Consider the following 21,616-nt stretch of genomic DNA (forward strand, 5'->3'; position numbering starts at 1 on the left):
ATCGGTGCAGAACCCGCCGGGCGCACGCCCCCGGCTCGAACAGGAGGACGACGACGGATGCGGACGGCCCGCGCGCTCTCGCTGCTCCTGCTGCTCCAGACCCGCCGCAGCATGACCGGCGCCGAACTCGCCGCCGAGCTGGAGGTCTCCGAGCGCACCGTGCAGCGCGACGTCCTGGCGCTGGCCGAGGCCGGGGTCCCGGTGTACGCGGACCGGGGGCGGGCCGGCGGCTACCGGCTGCTCGACGGCTACCGCACCCGGCTGACCGGGCTGGACCGGGCCGAGGCCGAGGTCCTGCTGCTGGCCGGACTGCCCGGGCCGCTCCAGGACATGGGCCTCGCCGATCCGGCGCTCGCCGCCCGGCTCAAGGTGACCGGCGAGCTGGGCGGGGCCCCGGCCGACGGGGCGCGGCGGTTCCACCTGGACGCGCCCGGCTGGTTCCGCGACGCCCCCGTGCCGCCGCTGCTGGCCGAGGTCGCGCGGGCGGTGTGGGGCGGGCGGCTGCTGCGGGCGCGCTACCGGCGGCGGCCGGAGGCGGACCCGGTCGAGCGCGTCCTGCGGCCGGCCGGTCTGGTGCTGAAGGCGGGCACCTGGTACCTGGTCGCCCGGCCGGACGACCAGGACGGTGCGCACCGGGTGTACCGGGTGGACCGGCTGCTCGCCGCCGAGCCGTCGGAGCGGCCGTTCACCCCCGACGGGGCCGACGCGGACTTCGACCTGGCCGCGTTCTGGGAGGCCCGGGCGGCCGGGTTCGCCCGCTCGCTGCTCCGGGAGACGGTCACCCTGCGGCTGACCCCGCTCGGCCTGGAGCGGCTCCCGCGACTGCTCGAACCGCTCGCCGCAGGGGAGGCGCTGGCGAGCGCCGGGGAGCCCGACGGGCAGGGGCGGGTGACCGTGCGGCTGCCCGTCGAGTCGCTGGACGTCGGCTACGAGGAGGTGCTGCGGCTCGGGCCGGAGGCCGAGGTGCTGGAGCCCCCGGCCCTGCGGCAGCGGTTCGCGGAGGCGGCGGCGCGCGCCGCCGCCCTGTACGGCGCTCCGCCCGCCGGACGGCCTCAGCGATAGCCCGCCGGGTCCACCGGGCCGTCCGCGCCCTCGATGTCCACCAGGTAGCGCCAGGCGTCCGGGCGGCTCCCGTCCAGGTCGGTGAAGCCGTACTCCAGGGCCAGGCCGCCGCTGGACAGCGAGGTGCCGTTGAACCGCGCCCGGTCGGGATCGGCGGCCAGCGCGACCACCGCGCGGCCCACGTACGCCGGGGACTCCGAGATGCCGAACTGCGGTTCGGCCGCCGTCGCCTCCCGCCACGTCGCCTCGGTGACGCCGAAGTGCTCCAGCATCATCTCCGAGCGCATCCAGCCCGGGGTGAGCGCCACCGCCGTCGCCCCGCGCGGGCCCAGCTCGTGCCCCAGCGCGAAGGCCATCCGCAGTACTGCGGCCTTGGCGATGTCGTAGAAGAAGGAGTTCCGGTAGCGGGTCGCGTTGTACTCGGCGGTGCCGTCGGTCATCTCGACCACCAGCCCGCCGGGGCGGCGCAGCAGCAGGGGCAGCAGGTGGTGGCTGGTGACGGCGTGCGTCTCGACGGCGAGGCGCAGCAACCGCAGCCCCTGGTCGAGGTCGTGCTCCCAGACCGGGACGTTCCAGCCGAACAGCTGCTCGCCGCCCCAGATGTCGTTCACCAGGATGTCCAGCCCGCCCTGCTCGGCCTCGATCCGGGCGGCCACCGCCGCGACGTCGGCCGGGACCAGGTGGTCGGCGCGCACCGCGATGCCCCGCCCGCCGGCGGCCGTCACCAGCTCCGCCGTCTCCTCCAGGGTCTCCGCCCGCCCGTACTCCCCCCGGTGTCCCTCGGCGCTGCGCCCCGTCCCGTACACCGTCGCCCCGGCGGCGCCCAGCGCCACCGCGATCCCCCGCCCGGCCCCCCGGGTGGCTCCCGCCACCAGTGCGACCCGGCCCTTCAGCGGCTGCTCGGTCATGCCTCGCCCTTTCTCACGTGCCACGGTGTCTCCACCCGTCACCCACGATGCTCCCCGGGAATCCCGACACCTCCTGTCGGGATTCCGGACAGGAACCACGGACAGACGTATGGCGGCGGTACCATACCCATATGACTCTCAAGCGCACCACTGTCTACGTCGAAGCCGAGGATCTCGCCGTGATCAAAGAGGCGGCGGCCAGAGAAGGGATAGCGGAAGCGGAGATCATCCGGGAAGGGATCCACCTCGCGGCCATGTCCCGGCGCACCTGGGACGAACCGTTCTTCAGTCGGACCTACAAGCCGATCGGCGAAGCGACCGCGGACGACGTCTGGGCCGACAAGGCAGCGGCCTACGAGGGGACGAAGCAGGCCGACGTCTCGCCCGAACGAGAGCAGGGCGCCGCGTGATCGTCGTGGTGGCGGACACCTCCGGCCTGCTCGCGGCCCTCGACGAGGACCACTCGGCCGGACCCGCAGCACGGGAGGTCCTGGACCGCTCGGGCCTCCTGGTGGTCTCCCCTGTGCTGCTGAGCGAACTCGACCACCTGGCCCGGCGGATCCTGGGATTCGACGCGGCTGTCGACGCGGTGAACGACATCCTGCACCGGGTCAGGTCCGGACGGGCGGTGATGCCCGAGATCACCGCCGAAATCCTGGAAGCCGCGCAGGCCGTTCGAGCCAGGCATCTTGGCCTTCGCCTCGACATCGCGGACGCCGTCAACATCGCCCTGGCCGCGCAGTTCCGCACGGACGCGATTCTGACACTCGATCAACGTGACTTTCGAGCGGTCCGCCCTCTGACGGCCGAGCACAAGGCTTTCCGGGTACTGCCCTTCGACCTCTGAATCGTCTTCCCGGCCCGGGGTGCGGTGTCACCGTGCCCCGGGCATCGGCGGCTCTGCTCAGGTGACGTTCAGCCGTGCCGCCAGGCGGAGGAGGCCGGGGGCGAGACGGCTGAGGAAACGGGCGGCCTTGGCCTCGGGGGTGACGGGGACGATCGGGCGGCCGGTGCGGACGGCGGCGAGGATGGCGGTGGCGACCTTCTCCGGCGGGAAGCCGCGGCGGGCGTAGAGGCGGGCGGCGCGGGCCTGCTTGGCGGCCTGTTCGTCGGCGGTGGTCGCGGAGAAGGTGGAGGTCCGGGTGATGTTGGTGTTGACCAGGCCCGGGCAGACGGTGGAGACGCCGATGCCGTGGCCGGCGAGTTCGGCGCGCAGGCAGTCCGAGAGCATGAAGACCGCGGCCTTGCTGGTGGCGTAGGCGGTGAGGGCCTTCGAGGGCAGGTAGGCGGCGGCGGAGGAGAGGTTGACGATGTGGCCGCCCTCGCCGCGGTCGGCCATCAGGGTGCCGAAGGCGCGGCAGCCGTGGATGACGCCCCAGAGGTTGACGTCCAGGACCCGCTGCCACTCCTTCTCGGTGGTCTCGAGGAAGGTGCCGGAGTGGCCGATGCCGGCGTTGTTGACGAGCACGTCGGGCACGCCGTGCTCGGCGGCGACCCGCTCGGCGAAGGCGTCGACGGCGGCGCCGTCGCTGACGTCGACCCGGTAGGCGTGGGCGGGCGGGCCGATCAGGGCGGCGAGTTCGGCGGTGCGGCGGGCCGCGTCGAGGTCGAGGTCGCAGACCACCACCCGGGCGCCCTCGGCGGCGAAGGCGATCGCGGTGGCCCGGCCGATGCCGCTGCCGCCGCCGGTGACGACGACGAGCCGGCCGTCGTCGGGGGTGCCGGACGGAGCGGTGTCCGCCCCGGTCCCGGTGCGGGCGACGTGCTCACGGACCAGTCCGGCCACGGTGGTTCCCTTCTCCAGCAGTGCGGACCAGTGGCTGGCGCGCAGGGTCCGACGGGTCAGCCTGGGGACCCAGCGCTCCAGGCCCTCGGACAGGTAGGTGCCGACGTAGTGGTCCTCGGTGAGGGTGATCAGCTGGACCGGCACCTCGGTGGGGCGCTCGCGCGGGTGGCGCAGGGCGGGCCGCATGTTGGCGCGGTAGAGCTCGATGCCGCGCACGGCGTCGCGGCGCAGGGTGGGCTGCGGGTGGTCGGCGCGCGGGGTGACGCCCTCCAGGTCGCGCAGCACCCGGGGCCAGGCACGGGCCAGGCCGAGCCGCCAGACGCCGGGGGCGAGGAAGGGCAGGTGGAAGGCGGTGATGTACCAGGAGTGGGCGCCCTGGGCGAGGAGTTGGCGGAGGTGGCGCGGGGTGGGGCGGCGCAGGCGGTCGCGCAGCCAGAAGCCCATGTGGTCGAGACAGGGCCCGGACATGGTGGTGTAGGAGGCGAGGCGGTCCTCGGCGCCGGGGGCGGTGACGGCCTCCCAGGCTTGCAGCGAGCCCCAGTCGTGGGCGACGACGTGCACCGGACGGTCCGGGCTGACGGCGTCGGCGACGGCGAACAGGTCGGCCGCGAGCCGCTCCAGGCGGTAGCCGGCGCGGTCGGCGGGGACGCCGGAGGCGCCGGCGCCGCGCACGTCGTAGCGGACCACGTGGTGGTCGCGGGCGAGGTCGGCGGCGACGTCGTCCCAGACCGCGTGGGTGTCGGGGTAACCGTGGACGAGCAGCACGGTGGGGTCGGCCGGGTCGCCCTGTTCGAAGACCGCGAGCGCGAGGCCGCCGGAGTGGACGGTGCGGGGGCGGGTGGCGCGGGCGCTCATCGGGCGGCTCCCTCGGGGGTGGTGGCGGATGTGACGGCGGCCGGTTCGCCGGCGGCGGCGGTCCAGCGGCGGACGTGCGGGAGGTCGTCGTCCAGCCAGTAGGCGTCGTCCTCGGTCACCACCAGCAGTTCCTCGAACTTGATGCCGACCTCGCGGAAGCCGATGTGCGGTTCCACCGCCCACAGACCGGGGGTGGGCGCGTGCCGGGAGGAGCGGCCGTCCGCCCAGAGCGGGGAGCGGCCGTGCAGGCGCTCGCTGACCAGCTCGCGGCCGAGGGTCTGGAGGGTCCGCACGCCGAAGCCGAGGACGTTCACCCCGGCCGGACCGCGGGCCGTCGTCCTGGTCACCTGGTGGCCGATCACCCGGCCGGGGTAGACGCGGTGGCGGTTGTCGTATCCGTGCGCCTCGATCTGGGCGTCGACGGCGGCGTACACCTCGGCGAGCGGCTTGCGGGCGCGGACCTCGGCGAGGATCAGCTCGCGGTAGACCTGGAGGTCGGCGGCGAGGCGGTCCCAGACGCGGTTCTCGCCGACCTTGCCGCCGTAGCCGATGTCGGCGGTGTAGCCGTCCACGACGGGGGCGCAGTCCAGCACGTACGGCATGCCCTCCTGGAGGCGGCGGTTGCCGGCGAAGAACTGCAGCGGGGTGTGGAACTGCCGGAAGGCCGTCCGGTCCCCGAACCAGGCGAACGGGATGTGGAAGAAGTCCTGCACACCGGCGGCGACCAGGCGGCGGCGCAACTGGGCGGTGGTCTGGCGCTCGGTGACGCCGGGTTCGATCCAGGCGGCGACCTGTTCGGCGCAGTCGTAGGCGAGCTGCTGGGTCTCCCGGAAGCGGGCGAGGTCGCGCTCGGTGAACGGGAAGGCGGGAGTGCGCGGCACGGTGGGGGCTCCTTCTGGTCCGTGAGCGGAATCTAGAGGTCCAGCACGAGGGTCTCGCCCTCGGCGGCGCGGGACACGCAGGGCAGCAGGGCGCCGTCGGCCCGGCGTTCGGGGGTGAGGCGGCGGTCACGGTGGTCGGGGGTGCCGGCCAGCAGCCGGACCTCGCAGGTGCCGCAGAAGCCCTGCTTGCAGGAGTACGGGAGCCCGGGGCGGGCCTCGCGGAGCACGTCCAGGGCGGAGCGGTCGGCGGGGACGGGCAGTTCGGGGCCGTCGGCGCCGAGGCGGAGCGTGAACGCCTCGCCGTCGGTGACCGGGGCCGCGCCGAACCGTTCGAAGTGCAGGGAGGCGGCGGGCGAGGCGTCCAGGGCGCGCTGGACGGCGGTGAGCATCGGGGCCGGGCCGCAGCAGTAGACGGCGGCTCCGCGCGGGGCGTGGGCGAGGAGTTCGGCGCCGGTGGGCGGGCCGCCGTGCTCGTCGTCGGTGCGCAGGTGGACCCGGTCCGGGTCGAGGGCACGCAGTTCGGCGGCGAACGGGAGGGTGTCGGCGCTGCGGCCGGTGTGGACGAGGTGCCAGTCCAGGCCGTTGCGGCGGGCCTCGCGGACCATCGGGAGCAGGGGGGTGATGCCGATGCCGCCGGCCAGGAGCAGGACGGCCGGTTCGGCGCAGAAGGCGAAGCCGTTGCGCGGGCGGCGGGCGGAGAGCCGGGTGCCGGGGTGGAGGGTGTCGTGGACCTCCGCGGAACCGCCGCCGCCGTCGGGAAGCCGGCGGACGGCGATCCGGTAGGCGCAGCGCTCGGCCGGGTCGGCGGGGTCGCCGCAGAGCGAGTAGTGGCGTTCGCGGCCGGAGGGGAGGCCGAGGCGCAGGTGGGCGCCGGGCTGCCAGGCGGGGAGGGGGCCGCCGGAGGGGTCGGCGAGGGTGAGTTCGACGACGTCGGCGGCGACCGGGCGACGGGCGGTGACCACCAGTCGCAGGGCCTCGGTGGGGCGGCTGTAGGGGCGGCGCGGGTTGCGGCGCAGCAGCGGGCTGCCGAGGGCGGGGCTGTAGCGGTCGCCGAAGGCGGTGAGGAAGCGGAAGAAGGTGTCGGCGCGCGGGCGGCCGTAGAGGTCGGGGGGCGGGGTGCTCAGGTCCATCCGGCGGGGTCCTCGGGTCCGGTGCGGCCGACGGCGGGGCGCCGTCGGTCGGCGGCTGGCGGGTTTCGGGCGGGGCGGGCGGCGGCCGCGCCGGGTGCGCGGCGCCGTCGCCCGGGGGCTCACCGCCCGGCGGCGGCGCGGGCGGCCGGGGAGGTGGCGAGGTAGCCGAGGGCCTGGCTGGAGGACCCCTCCTGGGTGGGGTGGTAGCCGGGCCGCAGGTAGCGCAGGCCGGAGCGGATCGACCGGACCGGGTCGGGCAGCAGACCGCGCCGGGCGATCCGGCCGGTCTCGCGCCAGGTGGGCTTGAGCCGCCCGTCGAGGGTGGGGTCGGCCGCCAGCAGGAAGCGGGCACCGCGGATCCAGAGGTGGACCAGCAGCGGGCCGGAGACGAGCATGCCGCGGATCCGGCGGGCGTAGCCGGGGTCGAGGTGGACCATCAGGTCGAAGGCGACGCTGCGGTGCTCGACCTCCTCGGCGCCGTGCCAGCGCAGCAGGTCGAGCATCGTCGGGTCGGCCTGGGCGCGGTCCAGGCCCGGGGAGTTGAGCGCCCAGTTGCCGAGGAAGGCGGTGAAGTGCTCGATCGCGGCGACGAAGGCGACCCGTTCGATGAGGTTCTCGCGCTGCCGGGCCGGGCTGAGGCCGGGCTTGTCGCCGAGGACGCGCTGGAACAGCCAGGAGACCTGGCGGACGTAGGGGCGCGGGTCGAGGCCCTGGCCGAGCAGGTGGTCCAGGACCTCCTGGTGCGCCTCGGCGTGGATGGCCTCCTGGCCGATGAACCCGAGGACCTCCTCGTGGAGCTGCTCGTCGCGGATCAGCGGGAGGGCGTCCTTGAACACCTTGACGAACCAGCGCTCGCCCTCGGGGAGGAGCAGGTGCAGCACGTTGATGACGTGAGTGGCCATCGGCTCGTCGGGGATCCAGTGCAGCGGCAGCCGGGCCCAGTCGAAGCGGACGTCGCGGGGCTCCAGGACGAGGCTCTCGTGCACCCGGGCGGCGGGCGCGGCGAGGGCGGGGACGGGGGTGGGGCTGGGCATGGGAGGGCCCTCCTGACCTGCGGGTGGCGGCTCGACCCGGCAAAACGTACTCGCGGGTAGCCCGCGCCACAAGGGGTTCGGCACGGCTTATCGACATCGAGTCTAATAAGTGATGTGCACCGCGCGGACCCTCGGGAAACGCGGGTGCGCGGGAACACCGGAACACCGGAACGCGGGAACACCGGAACGCGGGCCCGCGAAAACGCGAGGACCCCGCCGGAGCGGGGTCCCGTGGTGCGCGGCGCGTCAGACCGCCATCGCCAGCATCAGCGGCGCGGCCCGTGCGGCCAGCAGTTCGGCGGCCGCCTTCAACCGGTGCGCGTCGCCGACCGGCATCGAGGTGGCCAGGCACCCGACCGTGCTGCCGGCGGTCACCGGGACGGCCGCGCAGACCGTGCCGACGGCGTACTCCTGGATGTCCAGCACCGGCACCGTGGCGGGCTGCCGCTCCAGCCGGTGCATCAGCTGGTCGGCGTCGGTGACCGTCCTGGACGTCAGCCGGGCCACCGGGTGGCGGGACAGGTGGTCCCGCCGGCCGTCGTGGTCGAGCTGACCGAGCAGACACTTGCCGATCGCGCTGGCGTGCGCGGTGGCCCGGAAGTCCACCCACTCCTGCACCGCCGGCGCCAGGTCGGAGGCCGAGACCGCCACCACCGACAACTCCCCGTCGTGGTAACGGCCGAAGTACACCGCCGCGCCCAACTCCTCGCGCAGCTCGTCGAGTTTGCGGTCCATCCGGGCGCGCACCAGCTGCTCCCGGTTGTACTGGCCGAGCAGCGCGAAGGTGCCGCCGAGCACCCAACCGCCGTCCTGGCAGTCGAGATAGCCCTCGACCTCCAGGATCTCGGCGAGCCGGCGGACCGTCGGGAGGCCCAGCGAGGTCTCCCGGGCGAGGGTCACCAGGGTGGCACCGCCGGGATGCCGGTCGACGGCCTCCAGCAGTCTGAGGGCGTGTCGCAAGGAGGTGAACTGACCGGGCGCCCCCTGCTCCGGTACGGCGTGACGGCCCGGGGCTGGTGTCGACATGTCGTCCCCTTCCGATCTCCACCCGCCAGGTGACCCGCGGGTAGGTCCACCCTATCCACCACCCGCCGCCGGCATCTCCCCCTCGTGGAATATTCGGGCGGACACGGTGAATCGCTTGACTGGCATATGCCCCGCCGTGCACCCGCTCACTCCCGCGCGACGCCGGGGCTCCACCGGAGTCCGGGCCGCGCCACCGGAGGCCGTCGCGCCGTGCCGCCGGAGGCCGGACCCCCGGGGCACGCCGCCGGGCCGCTCCCCCACTGCCACGGGGGAACGGCCCGGTCGGGAAGGGCGTCCGGCGTGCGGGGCCGGCCGCCCTGGAACGGGGGTCAGGACTCGTCGACGGCCCGCAGCTTCGCCACCGCGGCCTCCAGCCGGGAGCCGTACTCCTCGTCCGCCGCGTGGAAGTGGGCGAGGTTCTTCTCCACGATGTCGTCCCGGGTGACCTGGGCCAGCGAGCCGGCCAGGTTGGCGATCAGACGGCCCTTCTCGCCGTCCGACATCAGCCGGTAGAGCTCCCCGGCCTGGAGGAAGTCGTCGTCCTTGGTGTGGGCCGGCGTGGTCCAGGTGCCGGTCCAGCCGGACAGCGCGGTCGGGGCGGAGAGCGCCGCGTCGGTCTGCGCCGGGCCGTCGTAGGAGTTGGGCTCGTAGTTCCGGCCCCGGCCGGCCGGGTTGAGCGCGCTGTAACCGTCGCGGCCGTAGTTGGCCGCCTCGGTGGCGCGGGGCGCGTTGACCGGCAGCTGGGTGTGGTTGACACCGAGGCGGTAGCGCTGGGCGTCCGCGTAGGCGAACAGCCGGCCCTGGAGCATCTTGTCCGGGGACGGGCCGATGCCGGGCACGAAGTTGTTCGGGGAGAAGGCCGACTGCTCGACCTCGGCGAAGACGTTCTCCGGGTTGCGGTTGAGCACCAGGCGGCCGACCTTGACCAGCGGGTAGTCGGCGTGCGGCCACACCTTGGTGAGGTCGAACGGGTTGAAGCGGTAGTCCGCCGCCTCGGCGACCGGCATCAGCTGCACGTAGAGCGTCCAGGTCGGGAACACCCCGCGCTCGATGGCCTGGTGGAGGTCGCGCTGGTGGCTGTCGGCGTCGCCGCCGACCGCCTCGGCGGCCTGCCCGGCGTCCAGCGAGCGGATGCCCTGGTTGGTCTTGAAGTGGTACTTCACCCAGAACGCCTCGCCCTGCTCGTTGACCCACTGGTAGGTGTGCGAGCCGTAGCCGTTCATGTGCCGGTAGGAGGCGGGGATGCCCCGGTCGCCGAACAGCCAGGTGATCTGGTGCGTCGAGGCCGGCGAGTGCGCCCAGAAGTCCCAGACGTTGTCGGCCTCCTGGACGCCGGTGAACGGGTCGCGCTTCTGCGAGTGGATGAAGTCCGGGAACTTCAGCGGGTCCTTGATGAAGAAGACCGGGGTGTTGTTGCCGACGAGGTCGTAGTTCCCCTCCTCGGTGTAGAACTTGACCGCGAAGCCGCGCGGGTCGCGGACGGCGTCGTTGGAGCCCAGGTTGCCCGCGACGGTGGAGAAGCGCAGGAACAGCTCGGTGCGCCGGCCGACCTCGCCGAGGAACGCGGCGCGGGTGTACCGCGACACGTCGTCGGTGACCTCGAAGTAGCCGTACGCGCCGGAGCCCCGGGCGTGCACGACGCGCTCCGGCACGCGCTCGCGGTTGAACCGGGCGAGCTTCTCCAGCAGGTGCTGGTCCTGGATCAGCAGCGGGCCGTACGCGCCGGCCGAGGCCGAGTTCTGGTTGTCGGCGACCGGGGCGCCGGACTCCGTGGTCAGGATCTTGGGCATGACGGGTCCTTCGGTGTCGATAAGGGTCTTACGCGGAGAGGGGGACGAGGTGGCGTCCGGTCCGGCGCGGCGCCGCCGGATCAGATGCCGAGCAGACGCCAGGCGGCCGAGCGGCGGCGGGAGGAGTGCTCGCCGTCGGGACCGTCGGACGGGCCGAGTCCGGCGACGGCGGCCCGGGCCGCGACCGGTCCGCCCAGCGGGCGGGCCGCGGTGAGCTCGGCGGCCTCGGCGGCGGTCAGGCCCGCCCCGGTGAGCGCGGCGGCGGCCTCGTCGGCCGGGACGGCGTCGAACCAGCGCAGGGCGAGCGCGGCCCGGCCCGCCTCGGTGAGGCGACCGGTGACCCGGAGGCGGGCGAGGCCGCCGTCCGGGTGGACGTCGATCCGCACATGGGTCACCGGGCGGCCCGGGGTCAGCCGCAGCCGGTGCCGGGTGTCGGGCTGGAGGCGGGTGCGCGGCAGCAGCGGGAACCAGCCGTCCGCGTCGTTCGCCGGGTCCCCGCCGGCGGAGGCGTCGTAGCCGACCAGGTCGGCCCAGCCGGGGGCATTGGCGACGAAGTGGGTGGTGTCCACCTCGACGGCCAGGGCCTCACCGCCCCCGGCCAGGGCGATCCGCACCCAGTCGTTGGCCTTGTCGCGCCGACGCCGGGTCTCCCAGCCCTCGCCCATGACGGAGGCGCGGCCGGGAGCGTTGAGGTTGTGCGGGGAGGAGTAGAAGCGGTCGGAGGCGGCCTCGGCGACACCGCCGTGCTCCTGGGCCGCCAGGTCGAAGGTGAGGCCGTCCAGCTCGCGCGGGTCGGGCAGGACCTCGCCGTGGACGCGGAGCCGGGCCACCCCGCCGTCGGGGAAGATGTTGAGCCGGACGTGGGTGAACCGGGCCGGGGAGTCGACCGGGAACTCGTGGGCGGTGTCGCCCCGCAGCGGGGTGCGCGGCAGGACCTCCACCCACCGCGCGGCGGCGACCTCGGCCGGCGAGGGGTGGCCGGGTATCGAGGCGGCCTCGACGGAGGCGCTCTCCGGGTAGTTGCCGGTGAAGTGCGCGGTGTCGACGACCAGTCCGCGGATCACCCCGGCGGCGCCGAGCCGGACCACCGCCCAGTCGTGGTCCTCGTCGGTGGGGTGCGGCTGCCCGGCGCTCGCGCCGCGGCGGCGGCGGGACTCCCAGCCGTCCATGATCTGGCCCTTGTGGCCGAAGGTGTGCGGGCGGAACTCGGCGGGCGCGGCGACCAGCAGGTTCTCGGCGTCCGCGAAGGTGTCCTCGTTGGTGGCGACGACGCCGGCGCCGAGGGCGCGGGAGGCGAGGTCCACCAGCTCGGTGAACGGCGCGCGGGCGGGGGCGGCGGGGGCCTGAGCGGTGCCGGCGGCCTCGGCGGCGGTGCCGGCGGCGGGGACGCTCTGGGCGGGGACCGTGGTCACGGGGACTCCTCGGACGGGGTGCGGGGGCGGGTGAGCTGGACGCCGAACGGTTCGCCGCCCGGGTCGACGACCCGGCCGCGCAGCCAGGTCGTGCGCACGGCGCCGGTGAGCGTCCGGCCCGCGTACGGGGTGACGGGGTTGCGGTGGTGCAGTTCGGCGGCGTGGACGGCGAAGGCGCCGTCGGGGTCGAAGGCCACCAGGTCGGCGTCGTGGCCGACCGCGATGGCGCCCTTGCGCCCGTCGAGGCCGACCAGCCGGGCCGGACCGGCCGACATCCAGCCGACCACCTCGGCCAGGCCGTGGCCGCGTCGGCGGGCCTCGGTCCAGATCGCGGGCAGGCCGAGCTGGAGCGAGGCTATGCCGCCCCAGGCCGCCGCGAAGTCCCCGCTGCCGCCGTGCTCGGGCAGCAGCTTGAGGTCCGGGGTGGACGGCGAGTGGTCGGACACGACGGCGATGAACTCGCCCGCCGCCAGGGCCTCCCAGAGCGCGTCGCGGTTGGCCTCGTCGCGGATCGGCGGGCAGCACTTGTAGGCGGTGCCACCGTCCGGGACCTGTTCGGCGGTGAGGGTCAGGTAGTGCGGGCAGGTCTCGGCCGTGACCCGGACGCCGTCCGCCCTGGCCCGGCGCAGCAGCGGCAGCACGGCCGCCGAGGACACGTGCAGCACGTGCACCCGGGCGCCGGTGCGGCGGGCGGTGTCCAGCAGCCGGGCGACGGCGGCGGTCTCCGCGTCGGCGGGTCGGGAGGCGAGGAAGTCCCGGTAGTGGACGCCGGGTTGCTGCGGTGCGGCGGCCAGGACGGCCGGGTCCTCGGCGTGGATGATGGCGAGTGCCCCGAGCCGGGCCTGCTCGGCCAGCGCGGCCTCCAGTCCGGCCGCTTCGAGGTGCGGGAACTCGTCGACGCCACTGGGCGCCAGGAACGACTTGAAGCCGAACACGCCTGCCCGGTGCAGGGGTTCGAGGTCGGCGAGGTTGTCGGGGACGGCGCCGCCCCAGAAGCCGAGGTCGACCCACGCCTGGCCGTCGGCGGTCTTCCGCTTGGCTTCGAGCCCGGCGAGGGTGGTGGTGGGGGGCACCGAGTTGAGCGGCATGTCGACGATGGTGGTGACACCGCCGGCGGCGGCGGCCCGGGTGGCGGTGGCGAAGCCCTCCCACTCGGTGCGGCCGGGTTCGTTGACGTGCACGTGGGTGTCGACCAGGCCGGGGAGCAGGGCGGTGCCGCCGAGGTCGGTCACCCGGTGGCCGTCGGCCGGGAGGGTGCCGTGGGCGGCGATCCGCGCGATCTTCCCGTCCCGGACCAGCACGTCCGCGGGTCGCTCGCCGTCGGGCAGGACCACCCGGCGGGAACGGATCACCTCGGTGTCACTGAGGGGCATGGGGGACCTCCGAAGCCTGATGAGGGGGTGGCCGGACGAGGGGGTGCGCCGAAGGATGGCCCGGAGCCTAGGCCCGCCTTCAACAAAACGTCAATGGATGAATGTACGAGCGGTTCGGCCGAAGGGTGCCGGGACCGGTGGCCCGGGGAGCGGAACCCGGGCGGGGTTCAGCCGCGCAGGAGGTCGGCGGCGAGCCGCTCCCCCGCGACCTCGGCCAGCTCCCCGGCCCTGGTCATGCCCTCGCCCGGGGTCTCGCCCAACTCGGCGAGCGCGTAGGCCGCGACGAAGCCGGCCGACCGCCACTCCCGTTCGGAGAGCTCGACCCGCCCCGCGACGGCGGCCACCCGGACCCCGGCCCGGGCGGCCGCCGCGGCGACTCCGGCGGGGGCCTTGCCGTGGAGCGTCTGCGCGTCCAGGCAGCCCTCGCCGGTGACGACGAGGCGTGCCCCACGCACCGCCCCGTCGAAACCCAGCAGATCGAGCAGCAGCTCGATGCCGGGTCGCATGGTGGCGCCGAGCAGGGCCAGCGCGGCGAAGCCGACCCCACCCGCGGCCCCGGCGCCGGGGGCCTCGCGGACGTCGCGGCCGACGGCGGCGGCGACCACGTCGGCGAACCGGGTCAGACCTTCCTCCAGGACCAGCAGGTCCTCGCCGTTCGCGCCCTTCTGCGGGCCGTAGACGGCGGCGGCCCCGCGCGGGCCGAGCAGCGGGTTGTCGACGTCGCAGGCGACGACCACCTCGACCCCGTCCAGGACCCGGCCCGAGGTGCCGAGGTCGATCCGGGCCAGCCGACGCAACGACGCTCCGCCCGGCGGGAGTTCCACGCCGTCGGAGTCGAGCAGCGAGACCCCGAGGGCCTGCAGCATGCCCGCCCCGCCGTCGGTGCCGGCGCTGCCGCCGAGGCCGAGGACGATCCGCCGGGCCCCCTGGGCGACCGCCCGGGCGATCAGCTGGCCGACACCGTAGGAGCCGGCCGCGAGCGGGGCGGTCCGGCCGCCGGGGAGCCGGGACAGGCCGGAAGCCTGGGCCAGCTCGACCACGGCGGTGGAGCCCCGGACGGCGAGCGCGGCGTCCACCGGCAGGCCGGTCGGGCCGGCCACCTTGGCGGCGACCCGGGTGAAGCCGGCCGCGAGGGCGGCGGCCAGGGTGCCTTCGCCGCCGTCGGCGACGGGCAGTTCGCGAACCTCGGTGCCGGGCGCGGCACGCCGGATGCCGGCGGCGATCCGGGCCGCCGCCTCGGCGCCTTCGAGGGTGCCCTTGAACTTGTCGGGAGCTACGACCACATGGCCCTGGTGGGGGGTGGCGGGCATGGCGTGGGCCTCACTTCCGGGCTGGTCTGGCAATGGTTCGTCAAGCATGGGCCCCGGGCGGCCCGGGAAGCCGGAGTGTGCGCCGGGGCGGCTCCCTCCCCGCCGTTCCCCTCGTCCCGCTTCCGACAGTGACGAGGGGCTCCCCTCGGTGAGGGAGGGAGCCGGTGCGACGCGCCGGGTGCACGACCGAAGTGCCCCGGTGAGGGTGGGCGCGTCGCGGTCTGGATCGATCGACGGGCGGGCGGATGAGCCCCGGCCCGCCCGCCGATCGGGTCTGGAGTCGGCCGGCGGCCGACGAACGTCGTCGGCCGACGGCCGCCGGTCGGCCTCCCGGTGGCGCGGGCACGACCGGACAGGTCACGCCACCGGGAGGAGCTCTGGGGGCCGGCGGGGCTACTTCACCTCGCGGCCGGAGAGCCGCTCGACGCCGCGCAGCAGCGCCGAGTGGTCGAGGGAGCCGTCGCCGTTGGCGCGGGCGGAGGCGACCAGCTGGGCGACGACGGCGCCGACCGGAAGCGCCGCGCCCACGGCCCGGGCGGCGTCGGTGACGATGCCCATGTCCTTGTGGTGCAGGTCGATCCGGAAGCCGGGGGCGAACTCGCGGTCCAGCATGTTGGCCTTCTTGCGGTTCAGCACCGTCGAGCCGGCCAGGCCGCCGCCGAGCACGTCCAGCGCGGCGGCGAGGTCCACGCCCGCGTTCTCCAGGAAGACCACGGCCTCCGCCAGTACCTGGATGTTGACCGCGACGATCAGCTGGTTGGCGGCCTTCACGGTCTGGCCGGCGCCGGCCGGGCCGACGTGGACCACGGTGGTGCCGAGCGCGGCGAACAGCGGCTCGGCCTCGGCGAAGTCCTCGGCGGCGCCGCCGACCATGATCGACAACACGGCCTCGACCGCGCCCGCCTCACCGCCGGAGACCGGGGCGTCCAGGGTCCGGACGCCCTTCTCCTTCGCGGCGGCCGCGACCTTGATGGAGGTCTGCGGGGTGATGCTCGACATGTCGATGAGGAGCGTGCCCGGACGGGCGCTCTCCAGGACGCCGCCCTCGCCCAGCACGGCCTGCTCGACGTGCGGGTCCGCCGGGACCATGGTGATCACGACCTCGGCGTCCTTCACCGCGTCGGCGATGCTGTCGGCGCCGTGGCCGCCGACCGCGACCAGGGCGTCGATCTGCGGCCGGGTGAGGTTGAAGCCGGTGACGTGGTGGCCGGCCCGGACCAGGTTGGCGGCCATCGGGCTGCCCATGATGCCGAGGCCGATGAAGGCGATCTTGCGGCTCATCGCGTCGTTCCTTCTGTTGCGTGCGAGTGCGTGCGAGTGCGTGGATGCGCGTGCGTGGTGCGTGGTGCACATGCGCGGTGCGCGTGCGTGCGGGGGAAGCGGGGGGTGGGGAGGGGATCAGAACGCCGCCGCGCGGTGCTCCCGCGCGAGCCACTCGAAGCTGTCGGCGCTGACGCCGGTGGACGGCCGGTACTCCAGGCCGATCCGGCCGGTGTAACCGGCGGCGGTGAGGCGGGCGAACAGGTCCTCGAAGTCGAGCCCGCCGGTGCCCGGCTCGTTGCGGGCGGGGGTGTCGGCGATCTGCACGTGGCCGATCCGGTCGGCGTAGGTGTCGATGACCGCGGCCAGGTCCTCGCCGTTGCGGGCCAGGTGGTAGAGGTCGCAGAGGAACTTCGCGTTGCCCAGGCCGGTGGCGGCGTTGACCTTGTCCACCACCTCGACCGCGGCGGCGGCGGAGACCAGCGGGTAGTCCGGGGACTCCGGCCGGTTCAGCGCCTCGACCAGCAGGATCGCGCCGATCCCGTGGGCGGCCCGGGCGGCGAGAACGAGGTTCTCCAGGGCGAGCGCGTCCTGCTCGGCCGGGTCGGCGCCCTCGACGCGGTTGCCGTAGAGGGCGTTCAGCGCCGGGGTGCCGAGCGAGGCGGCGAGCGCCGCGGTGACGGGCACATTGGCCCGGAAGCGGTCGCGCTCCGCGGGCACCGAGACGGTGCCCCGGGCGCCGAGGGACAGGTCGTCGAGGAAGTTGAGACCGGTGAGACGGACGCCGGCGTCGGTGAACGCCTTGCGCAGCGCGTCGAGTTCGGCCTCGGACGGGTCGTGCTCGGCGCCGAACGGCCACCACAGCTCGGCGGCGGTGAAGCCGGCGGCGGCCGCCGCGGCCGGGCGCTCCAGCAGCGGGAGCTCGCCGAACAGGATCGACAGGTTGACCGTGAAGCTGTGCCGGGAGGCGGCGCTCGGTTCGGCGGCCATGTCCATCACCTCGTACTCTCTCTTCCGACATCCGCAACTTCCACGATCCGGAAGAGGGATTCTGTCTGGTGGAAGCATGTCCGGGCCATCGAGCGACTGTCAAGGCATCTGCAACAAATTGTTGAAGCCCCGTGCCACCTCCCGCGTCCGACCCGCGCCCGACCCGGGGAGCGACCGGGGCGAGCCAGGAGCACCCCGAGGACCGGCCCACCGCCGCACACCCGCTCGCTAGAGTGGGCGGGTGCGATTGATGGTGGAGTTCACGACAGAACCGTTCGAACTGGACACGTTCCCGCCGCACGCCGTGGCGGCCCGCAAGGCGGTCGACGAGGCGGGCCTCGCGGTCGCGGTCGGCCCCTTCGGCACCGGCGCCGAGGGCGAGGCGGACCAGGTCCTGGCCGCCGTGTCCAAGCTGCTCCGGGAGAGCCTGGACGCCGGCGCGACCCGGATCTCGGTCCAGGTCAGCGTCCTCGCCGACACCGAGGCCGAGGCCGGGTCCGGGACCGGGCCCGACAACGGGGCCGGGACCGGGGGCGCGAGCACGGTCGGGGAGGGCGGTACGCCGTGACCGAGCAGACCGAGCACCCGCTCGCCGCGGCGATCAAGCCGCTGCTGGACGCGGTCGGCGCGACGCCCGTCCCGCTGGACGAGGCGAAGGCCGAGGACGTCGTCCTGGACTGGGAGGGCGAACGGGCGCTGGCCGTCCGGCTGCCGCACCTCAACAGCGCGCTGGACCGGCTGCTGGCCGAGATGACCCGACAGTTCGACGGCCGCCCGCTGACCGAGCTGGACCGCTGGGAGAAGCAGCGCGTGGTGGCGCTGCTGGAGGAGCGCGGCGCCTTCACCGTCCGCCACGGCGTCGAGACGGTCGCCACGGCTCTCGGCGTCAGCCGTTTCACCGTGTACAACTACCTCAACCGCCAGGACGGCGCGAAGCCGAACTGACCCCTCCCGCAGGGGGCGCGCCCCGCCGGCCCGGCCAGTCTGACCCGGGCCCCGGCGGGGCGCACTTGTCTCATCACACACGAAACACCCCGCGACCAGGGCCGTCGCGAAACGTAATCACCAACCGTTCAACAAAGTGTTGACGGCCCGATCCCACCGATCTAGCTTGTGCGGGTGGCACCACTCTCCAGGAGGTCCACCCGTGACCAACCACCCCCACGCCCTTGACGCCCTGGCGGCGACCGACTCCGCCGAGCTGAGGGAGATCCTGCTGGACGTCTGCACCAGCCCCGGCTGGGCCGACGCCGTCGCGGCGGCCCGACCGTGGAAGGACCGCCGGGCCCTGCTCGAAGCCAACGCCGAGGCGATGGCCGGGCTCTCCCTCTCCGACCTGCACGAAGCGATGGCCGGCCACGCCCGGATCGGCGCGCCCAAGCCGGGCGACGCCACCTCCGAACGCGAGCAGGCCGGCGTCGACGGCGCCGACGAGGCCCTGCTCGACGAACTGCGCCGGGCCAACGCCGCCTACGAGGCCAAGTTCGGCCATGTGTTCCTGATCTGCGCGACCGGCCGCACCGCGGCCACCATGCTCGACGCCCTGCGCGAGCGCCGGCCCAACGACCCCGCCACCGAGGCGGAGATCGTCCGGGGCGAACTGCGGAAGATCAACGACATCCGCATCAACCGGCTGCTCGACGACAACTGACGGTCGGTCCGGCCCGTCCGGCACCGCCTCGGGTATCACTGACGCAGCGCACCGCTCCCCCGCACCACCTCTGCCATCAGTAAGGTCACCCACCCATGACTGGCATCTCCACCCACGTGCTCGACACCAGCCTCGGCCGCCCGGCCGAGGGCGTCCCGGTCGAGCTCGCACTGCACACCGAGGGTGGCTGGAAGGTGCTCGGCACCTCCGCCACGGACTCCGACGGCCGGGCCAAGGACCTGCCGGCCGCGGAGGCGGGCTCGGTCGTCCGGCTGCTCTTCGACACCGCCGCGTACTACGCCCGGACGTCCGAGGAACCGCCGTTCTTCCCCGAGGTCGCGATCGTCTTCACGGTCGCGCCCGCGCAGCACCACTACCACGTGCCGTTGCTGCTGAACCCGTTCGGATACTCGGTCTACCGCGGAAGCTAGACCGATCGATTGATATGGGAGCCATGTCATGGCCCACGTGCTCGGTCAGAACCAGTACGGCAAGGCGGAGAACCGGATCGTCCGCGTCTACCGCGACTCGACCCGCCACGAGATCAAGGACCTGAACGTCTCGGTCGCCCTCTCCGGTGAGTTCGAGGACGTCCACCTCACCGGGTCGAACGCCAACTGCCTGCCCACCGACACCACCAAGAACACCGTCTTCGCCTTCGCCAAGGAGTACGGGATCGACTCGGCCGAGGCGTTCGGCATCCTCCTGGCCCGGCACTTCGTCGACGACACCGAGCGCGGCGTCGTGCACCGGGCCCGGATCCGGATCGAGGAGTACTCCTGGGACCGGATCCGCACCCCCGACAGCAGCGCCCGCTTCATCGGCTCCGAGGAGGTCGGGCACTCCTTCGTCCGCACCGGCCAGGAGGTCCGCACCAGCGAGATCGTCTACGACGGGGACTCCGTCCAGGTGATCTCCGGACTGAAGGACCTGGTCGTGCTGAACTCCACCAACTCGGAGTTCTGGGGCTACATCAAGGACCAGTACACCACTCTCCAGGAGGCGTACGACCGGATCCTCGCGACCCAGGTCACCGCCCGCTGGAAGTACGGCTTCACCGGCCGTGACGACGAGGCCCAGCCGAACTGGAACCGCAGCTACACCCACATCAAGCGGCACCTGCTGGAAGCCTTCGCCGAGACCTACTCCTACTCGCTGCAGCAGACCCTGCACGCGATGGGCACCCGCGTCCTCAACAACCGCGCCGAGGTCGACGAGGTCCGGCTCGAACTCCCCAACAAGCACCACTTCCTGGTCGACCTGGAGCCGTTCGGGCTCAAGAACGAGAACGAGGTCTACTACGCCGCCGACCGGATGTACGGCCTCATCGAGGGCACCGTGCACCGCGAGGGCGTGGTCCCGGTGATCCCGGTCGTCTGACCCGCCGGCGCACCCCCGGGCGCTCCGCCCGGCACATCGCACCCCGCACGCGCCGGGAGCACCCGCGCCACCCCGCACCACCTGCTTCTCCACCCCCACCCATCGGAGACCGTGCCCACCCTCACGGCGCCCGGCCCGGGGAGCTGGAGAACCCGCCCCGAGGGACTTCTGCACCGCCGTCCCGGCCCTCGGGACACCTCCAGCGTCACGGGCGCGCCGAGAGCCGAGGCACAAGAGGGGCTCGACATGGCACCCAGCAACACCGGCAGCACCGACGGCGGTTCCACCCCCACCAGAACGTCCGGTCCGGACGGCGCCCCGGCACGCCTCGCCGACACGCCGTCCGGACCGGAGGTCCACCCCGTGGACCAGCTGCTGCCCCCGGTGAGGCTCCTCACCAGCGGGCTCCAGCACGTCGCCGCGATGTACGCGGGAGTCGTCGCTCCCCCGCTCATCGTCGGCGCCGGCGTGGGCCTGAGCCCCGCCGAACTCGCCCTCCTGATATCGGCCAGCCTCTTCACCGCCGGACTGGCCACCCTGCTCCAGACCATCGGCGTCTGGCGGATCGGCGCCCGGCTGCCGTTCGTGAACGGCGTCTCGTTCGCCGGCGTCGCCCCCATGATCGCCATCGCGAAGGAGCACGGGCCGAAGGACGCCCTCCCGGTGATCTTCGGCGCGGTGATCGTCGCGGGCGTCCTGTGCCTGCTCGCGGCACCGTACTTCTGCAAGCTGATCAGGTTCTTCCCCCCGGTCGTCCAGGGCACCGTGATCACCCTCATCGGGGTGTCCCTGCTGCCGGTGGCCGTCAACTGGGCCCGCGGCGGTTCGCCGGACGCCCCCGGTTACGGCTCCACCAAGGCCATCGGGCTGGCCGCGCTCACCCTCGGCGCGGTGGTCCTCGGCAACCGGCTGCTGCGCGGCTTCTGGCAGCAGCTCGCCCTGCTCGTCGGCCTCGCCGTCGGCACCCTGCTCGCCTTCCCGCTCGGGCTGGCCGACTTCGGCGCCGTCCACGAGGCCCGGATCTTCGCCCTGCCCTCGCCCTTCCACTTCGGCGCGCCGGTCTTCGACGCCGCCGCGATCGCCTCGCTCTGCATCGTCATGGTGGTCTCCATGACCGAGTCCACCGCCGACATGCTCGCCCTGGGACGGATCGTCGACCGCGAGGCCGACGAGAAGACCCTCGCCGCCGGACTGCGGGCCGACGGGCTCGCCACCGCCGTCAGCCCGGTCTTCAACGGCTTCGCCGCCAGCGCCTTCGCCCAGAACATCGGGCTGGTCGCGCTGACCGGGATCCGCAGCCGGTTCGTGGTCGCCACCGGCGGCGGACTGCTCGTCCTGCTCGGGCTCTTCCCGGTGCTCGGCGCGGTCGTCTCGCTCGTCCCGCAACCCGTCCTGGGCGGCGCCGGGATCGTGCTCTTCGGCACAGTCGCCGCCAGCGGCATCCGCACCCTCGCGGACGCCGGCCTGGACTCGGGCGCCAACACCGTCCTGGTGTCGGTCTCGCTCGGCGTCGGGATCATCCCGATCGCCGCGCCGACCTTCTACGACGCCTTCCCGGAGGCCGCCCGCACCCTGCTCCACTCCGGCATCTCGGCCGGCTGCGTCGCGGCCGTCCTGCTCAACCTGCTGTTCCACCACCTCGGCGCCGCCCGCCGAACCGCCACCGAGGGGTCGTCCGACCCGTCGGTGCCGACGGCGACCCCGTCACCGTCCTGACCCACCGGGCGGGCATGCGCCCCGTGCCCGCCCGGCCCTCCCCCTTGGAGTC

The 21,616-nt window shown here is 74.1% G+C and carries 20 protein-coding genes and 1 pseudogene; 9 read left to right on the top strand and 12 right to left on the bottom strand.

Going from position 1 to position 21,616, the window contains the following annotated elements; genetic code table 11:
* The first annotated feature begins 57 nt into the window (after positions 1–57).
* Positions 58–1,062, top strand: coding sequence for a helix-turn-helix transcriptional regulator (locus ACIQ9P_RS18115; RefSeq protein WP_402356350.1), 1,005 nt, complete (start codon positions 58–60; stop codon positions 1,060–1,062).
* On the opposite strand, the gene ACIQ9P_RS18120 is transcribed toward ACIQ9P_RS18115, so the two are convergent.
* Positions 1,053–1,970, bottom strand: coding sequence for an SDR family oxidoreductase (locus tag ACIQ9P_RS18120; protein ID WP_402356353.1), 918 nt, complete (start codon positions 1,968–1,970; stop codon positions 1,053–1,055). The genes ACIQ9P_RS18115 and ACIQ9P_RS18120 overlap by 10 nt on opposite strands.
* Before the next feature lie 131 nt (positions 1,971–2,101).
* On the opposite strand from ACIQ9P_RS18120, the gene ACIQ9P_RS18125 reads away from it, so the two are divergent.
* Both ACIQ9P_RS18125 and ACIQ9P_RS18130 read left to right on the top strand, forming a co-directional pair.
* On the top strand, positions 2,102–2,380 hold the full coding sequence (locus ACIQ9P_RS18125) for a CopG family transcriptional regulator (protein ID WP_402356356.1): 279 nt from the start codon (positions 2,102–2,104) through the stop codon (positions 2,378–2,380).
* On the top strand, positions 2,377–2,817 hold the full coding sequence (locus ACIQ9P_RS18130) for a PIN domain-containing protein (RefSeq protein ID WP_093859568.1): 441 nt from the start codon (positions 2,377–2,379) through the stop codon (positions 2,815–2,817). The genes ACIQ9P_RS18125 and ACIQ9P_RS18130 overlap by 4 nt, the downstream gene beginning before the upstream one ends.
* A gap of 57 nt (positions 2,818–2,874) precedes the next feature.
* On the opposite strand, the gene ACIQ9P_RS18135 is transcribed toward ACIQ9P_RS18130, so the two are convergent.
* The 11 genes and pseudogenes from ACIQ9P_RS18135 to ACIQ9P_RS18185 all read right to left on the bottom strand — a co-directional run bounded on the left by ACIQ9P_RS18135 (position 2,875) and on the right by ACIQ9P_RS18185 (position 16,817).
* A complete protein-coding gene (locus ACIQ9P_RS18135) occupies positions 2,875–4,611 on the bottom strand; it encodes an SDR family oxidoreductase (RefSeq protein WP_402356360.1) in 1,737 nt (578 codons plus the stop codon).
* Positions 4,608–5,492 (bottom strand): M24 family metallopeptidase, encoded by an 885-nt coding sequence (locus ACIQ9P_RS18140; RefSeq protein WP_402356363.1) that lies wholly within the window; start codon positions 5,490–5,492, stop codon positions 4,608–4,610. Before ACIQ9P_RS18140 ends, ACIQ9P_RS18135 begins: the two co-directional genes overlap by 4 nt.
* Before the next feature lie 32 nt (positions 5,493–5,524).
* Positions 5,525–6,622 carry a PDR/VanB family oxidoreductase gene (locus ACIQ9P_RS18145; protein ID WP_402356366.1) on the bottom strand — a complete coding sequence of 366 codons (1,098 nt, stop codon included), beginning with the start codon at positions 6,620–6,622 and terminating at the stop codon, positions 5,525–5,527.
* 119 nt (positions 6,623–6,741) lie between these two features.
* The gene (locus ACIQ9P_RS18150) at positions 6,742–7,656 is read right to left on the bottom strand and encodes a metal-dependent hydrolase (protein ID WP_402356369.1); all 915 of its coding nucleotides are present in this window, start codon (positions 7,654–7,656) and stop codon (positions 6,742–6,744) included.
* A 246-nt stretch (positions 7,657–7,902) separates the two neighbouring features.
* Positions 7,903–8,682: an IclR family transcriptional regulator gene (locus tag ACIQ9P_RS18155; RefSeq protein ID WP_402356372.1), complete on the bottom strand. Its 780-nt coding sequence runs from the start codon at positions 8,680–8,682 to the stop codon at positions 7,903–7,905.
* 329 nt (positions 8,683–9,011) lie between these two features.
* A complete protein-coding gene (locus tag ACIQ9P_RS18160; protein ID WP_402356375.1) occupies positions 9,012–10,472 on the bottom strand; it encodes a catalase in 1,461 nt (486 codons plus the stop codon).
* Between the two features lie 293 nt (positions 10,473–10,765).
* Positions 10,766–11,884: pseudogene (alc, locus tag ACIQ9P_RS18165) on the bottom strand (allantoicase); the annotation flags it as partial.
* A complete protein-coding gene (gene allB, locus ACIQ9P_RS18170) occupies positions 11,881–13,257 on the bottom strand; it encodes an allantoinase AllB (RefSeq protein ID WP_402356378.1) in 1,377 nt (458 codons plus the stop codon). The gene allB and the pseudogene alc, both read right to left, overlap by 4 nt.
* A 167-nt stretch (positions 13,258–13,424) precedes the next feature.
* Positions 13,425–14,567 carry a glycerate kinase gene (locus ACIQ9P_RS18175; RefSeq protein WP_402356381.1) on the bottom strand — a complete coding sequence of 381 codons (1,143 nt, stop codon included), beginning with the start codon at positions 14,565–14,567 and terminating at the stop codon, positions 13,425–13,427.
* A gap of 393 nt (positions 14,568–14,960) precedes the next feature.
* Positions 14,961–15,848, bottom strand: coding sequence for a 2-hydroxy-3-oxopropionate reductase (locus tag ACIQ9P_RS18180; protein ID WP_402356383.1), 888 nt, complete (start codon positions 15,846–15,848; stop codon positions 14,961–14,963).
* Between the two features lie 117 nt (positions 15,849–15,965).
* Complete coding sequence (locus ACIQ9P_RS18185; protein WP_402356386.1) at positions 15,966–16,817, bottom strand: TIM barrel protein; 852 nt, start codon at positions 16,815–16,817, stop codon at positions 15,966–15,968.
* Positions 16,818–17,067: 250 nt separating this feature from the next.
* Here ACIQ9P_RS18185 and ACIQ9P_RS18190 point away from each other — a divergent pair, with 250 nt between their 5' ends.
* The 6 genes from ACIQ9P_RS18190 to ACIQ9P_RS18215 all read left to right on the top strand — a co-directional run bounded on the left by ACIQ9P_RS18190 (position 17,068) and on the right by ACIQ9P_RS18215 (position 21,564).
* On the top strand, positions 17,068–17,385 hold the full coding sequence (locus ACIQ9P_RS18190) for a thiamine-binding protein (protein ID WP_402357011.1): 318 nt from the start codon (positions 17,068–17,070) through the stop codon (positions 17,383–17,385).
* Positions 17,382–17,762, top strand: coding sequence for a helix-turn-helix domain-containing protein (locus ACIQ9P_RS18195; protein ID WP_402356389.1), 381 nt, complete (start codon positions 17,382–17,384; stop codon positions 17,760–17,762). The genes ACIQ9P_RS18190 and ACIQ9P_RS18195 overlap by 4 nt, the downstream gene beginning before the upstream one ends.
* Before the next feature lie 202 nt (positions 17,763–17,964).
* Positions 17,965–18,468, top strand: coding sequence for a 2-oxo-4-hydroxy-4-carboxy-5-ureidoimidazoline decarboxylase (gene uraD / locus ACIQ9P_RS18200; protein ID WP_402356392.1), 504 nt, complete (start codon positions 17,965–17,967; stop codon positions 18,466–18,468).
* Between the two features lie 95 nt (positions 18,469–18,563).
* Complete coding sequence (gene uraH / locus ACIQ9P_RS18205) at positions 18,564–18,899, top strand: hydroxyisourate hydrolase (RefSeq protein WP_402356395.1); 336 nt, start codon at positions 18,564–18,566, stop codon at positions 18,897–18,899.
* A gap of 28 nt (positions 18,900–18,927) precedes the next feature.
* On the top strand, positions 18,928–19,848 hold the full coding sequence (gene pucL / locus ACIQ9P_RS18210; RefSeq protein ID WP_402356398.1) for a factor-independent urate hydroxylase: 921 nt from the start codon (positions 18,928–18,930) through the stop codon (positions 19,846–19,848).
* A 246-nt stretch (positions 19,849–20,094) separates the two neighbouring features.
* On the top strand, positions 20,095–21,564 hold the full coding sequence (locus ACIQ9P_RS18215; protein WP_402356401.1) for a nucleobase:cation symporter-2 family protein: 1,470 nt from the start codon (positions 20,095–20,097) through the stop codon (positions 21,562–21,564).
* Positions 21,565–21,616: the final 52 nt, after the last annotated feature.

The organism is Kitasatospora sp. NPDC094019 (assembly GCF_044764505.1).
Lineage (GTDB): Bacteria > Actinomycetota > Actinomycetes > Streptomycetales > Streptomycetaceae > Kitasatospora.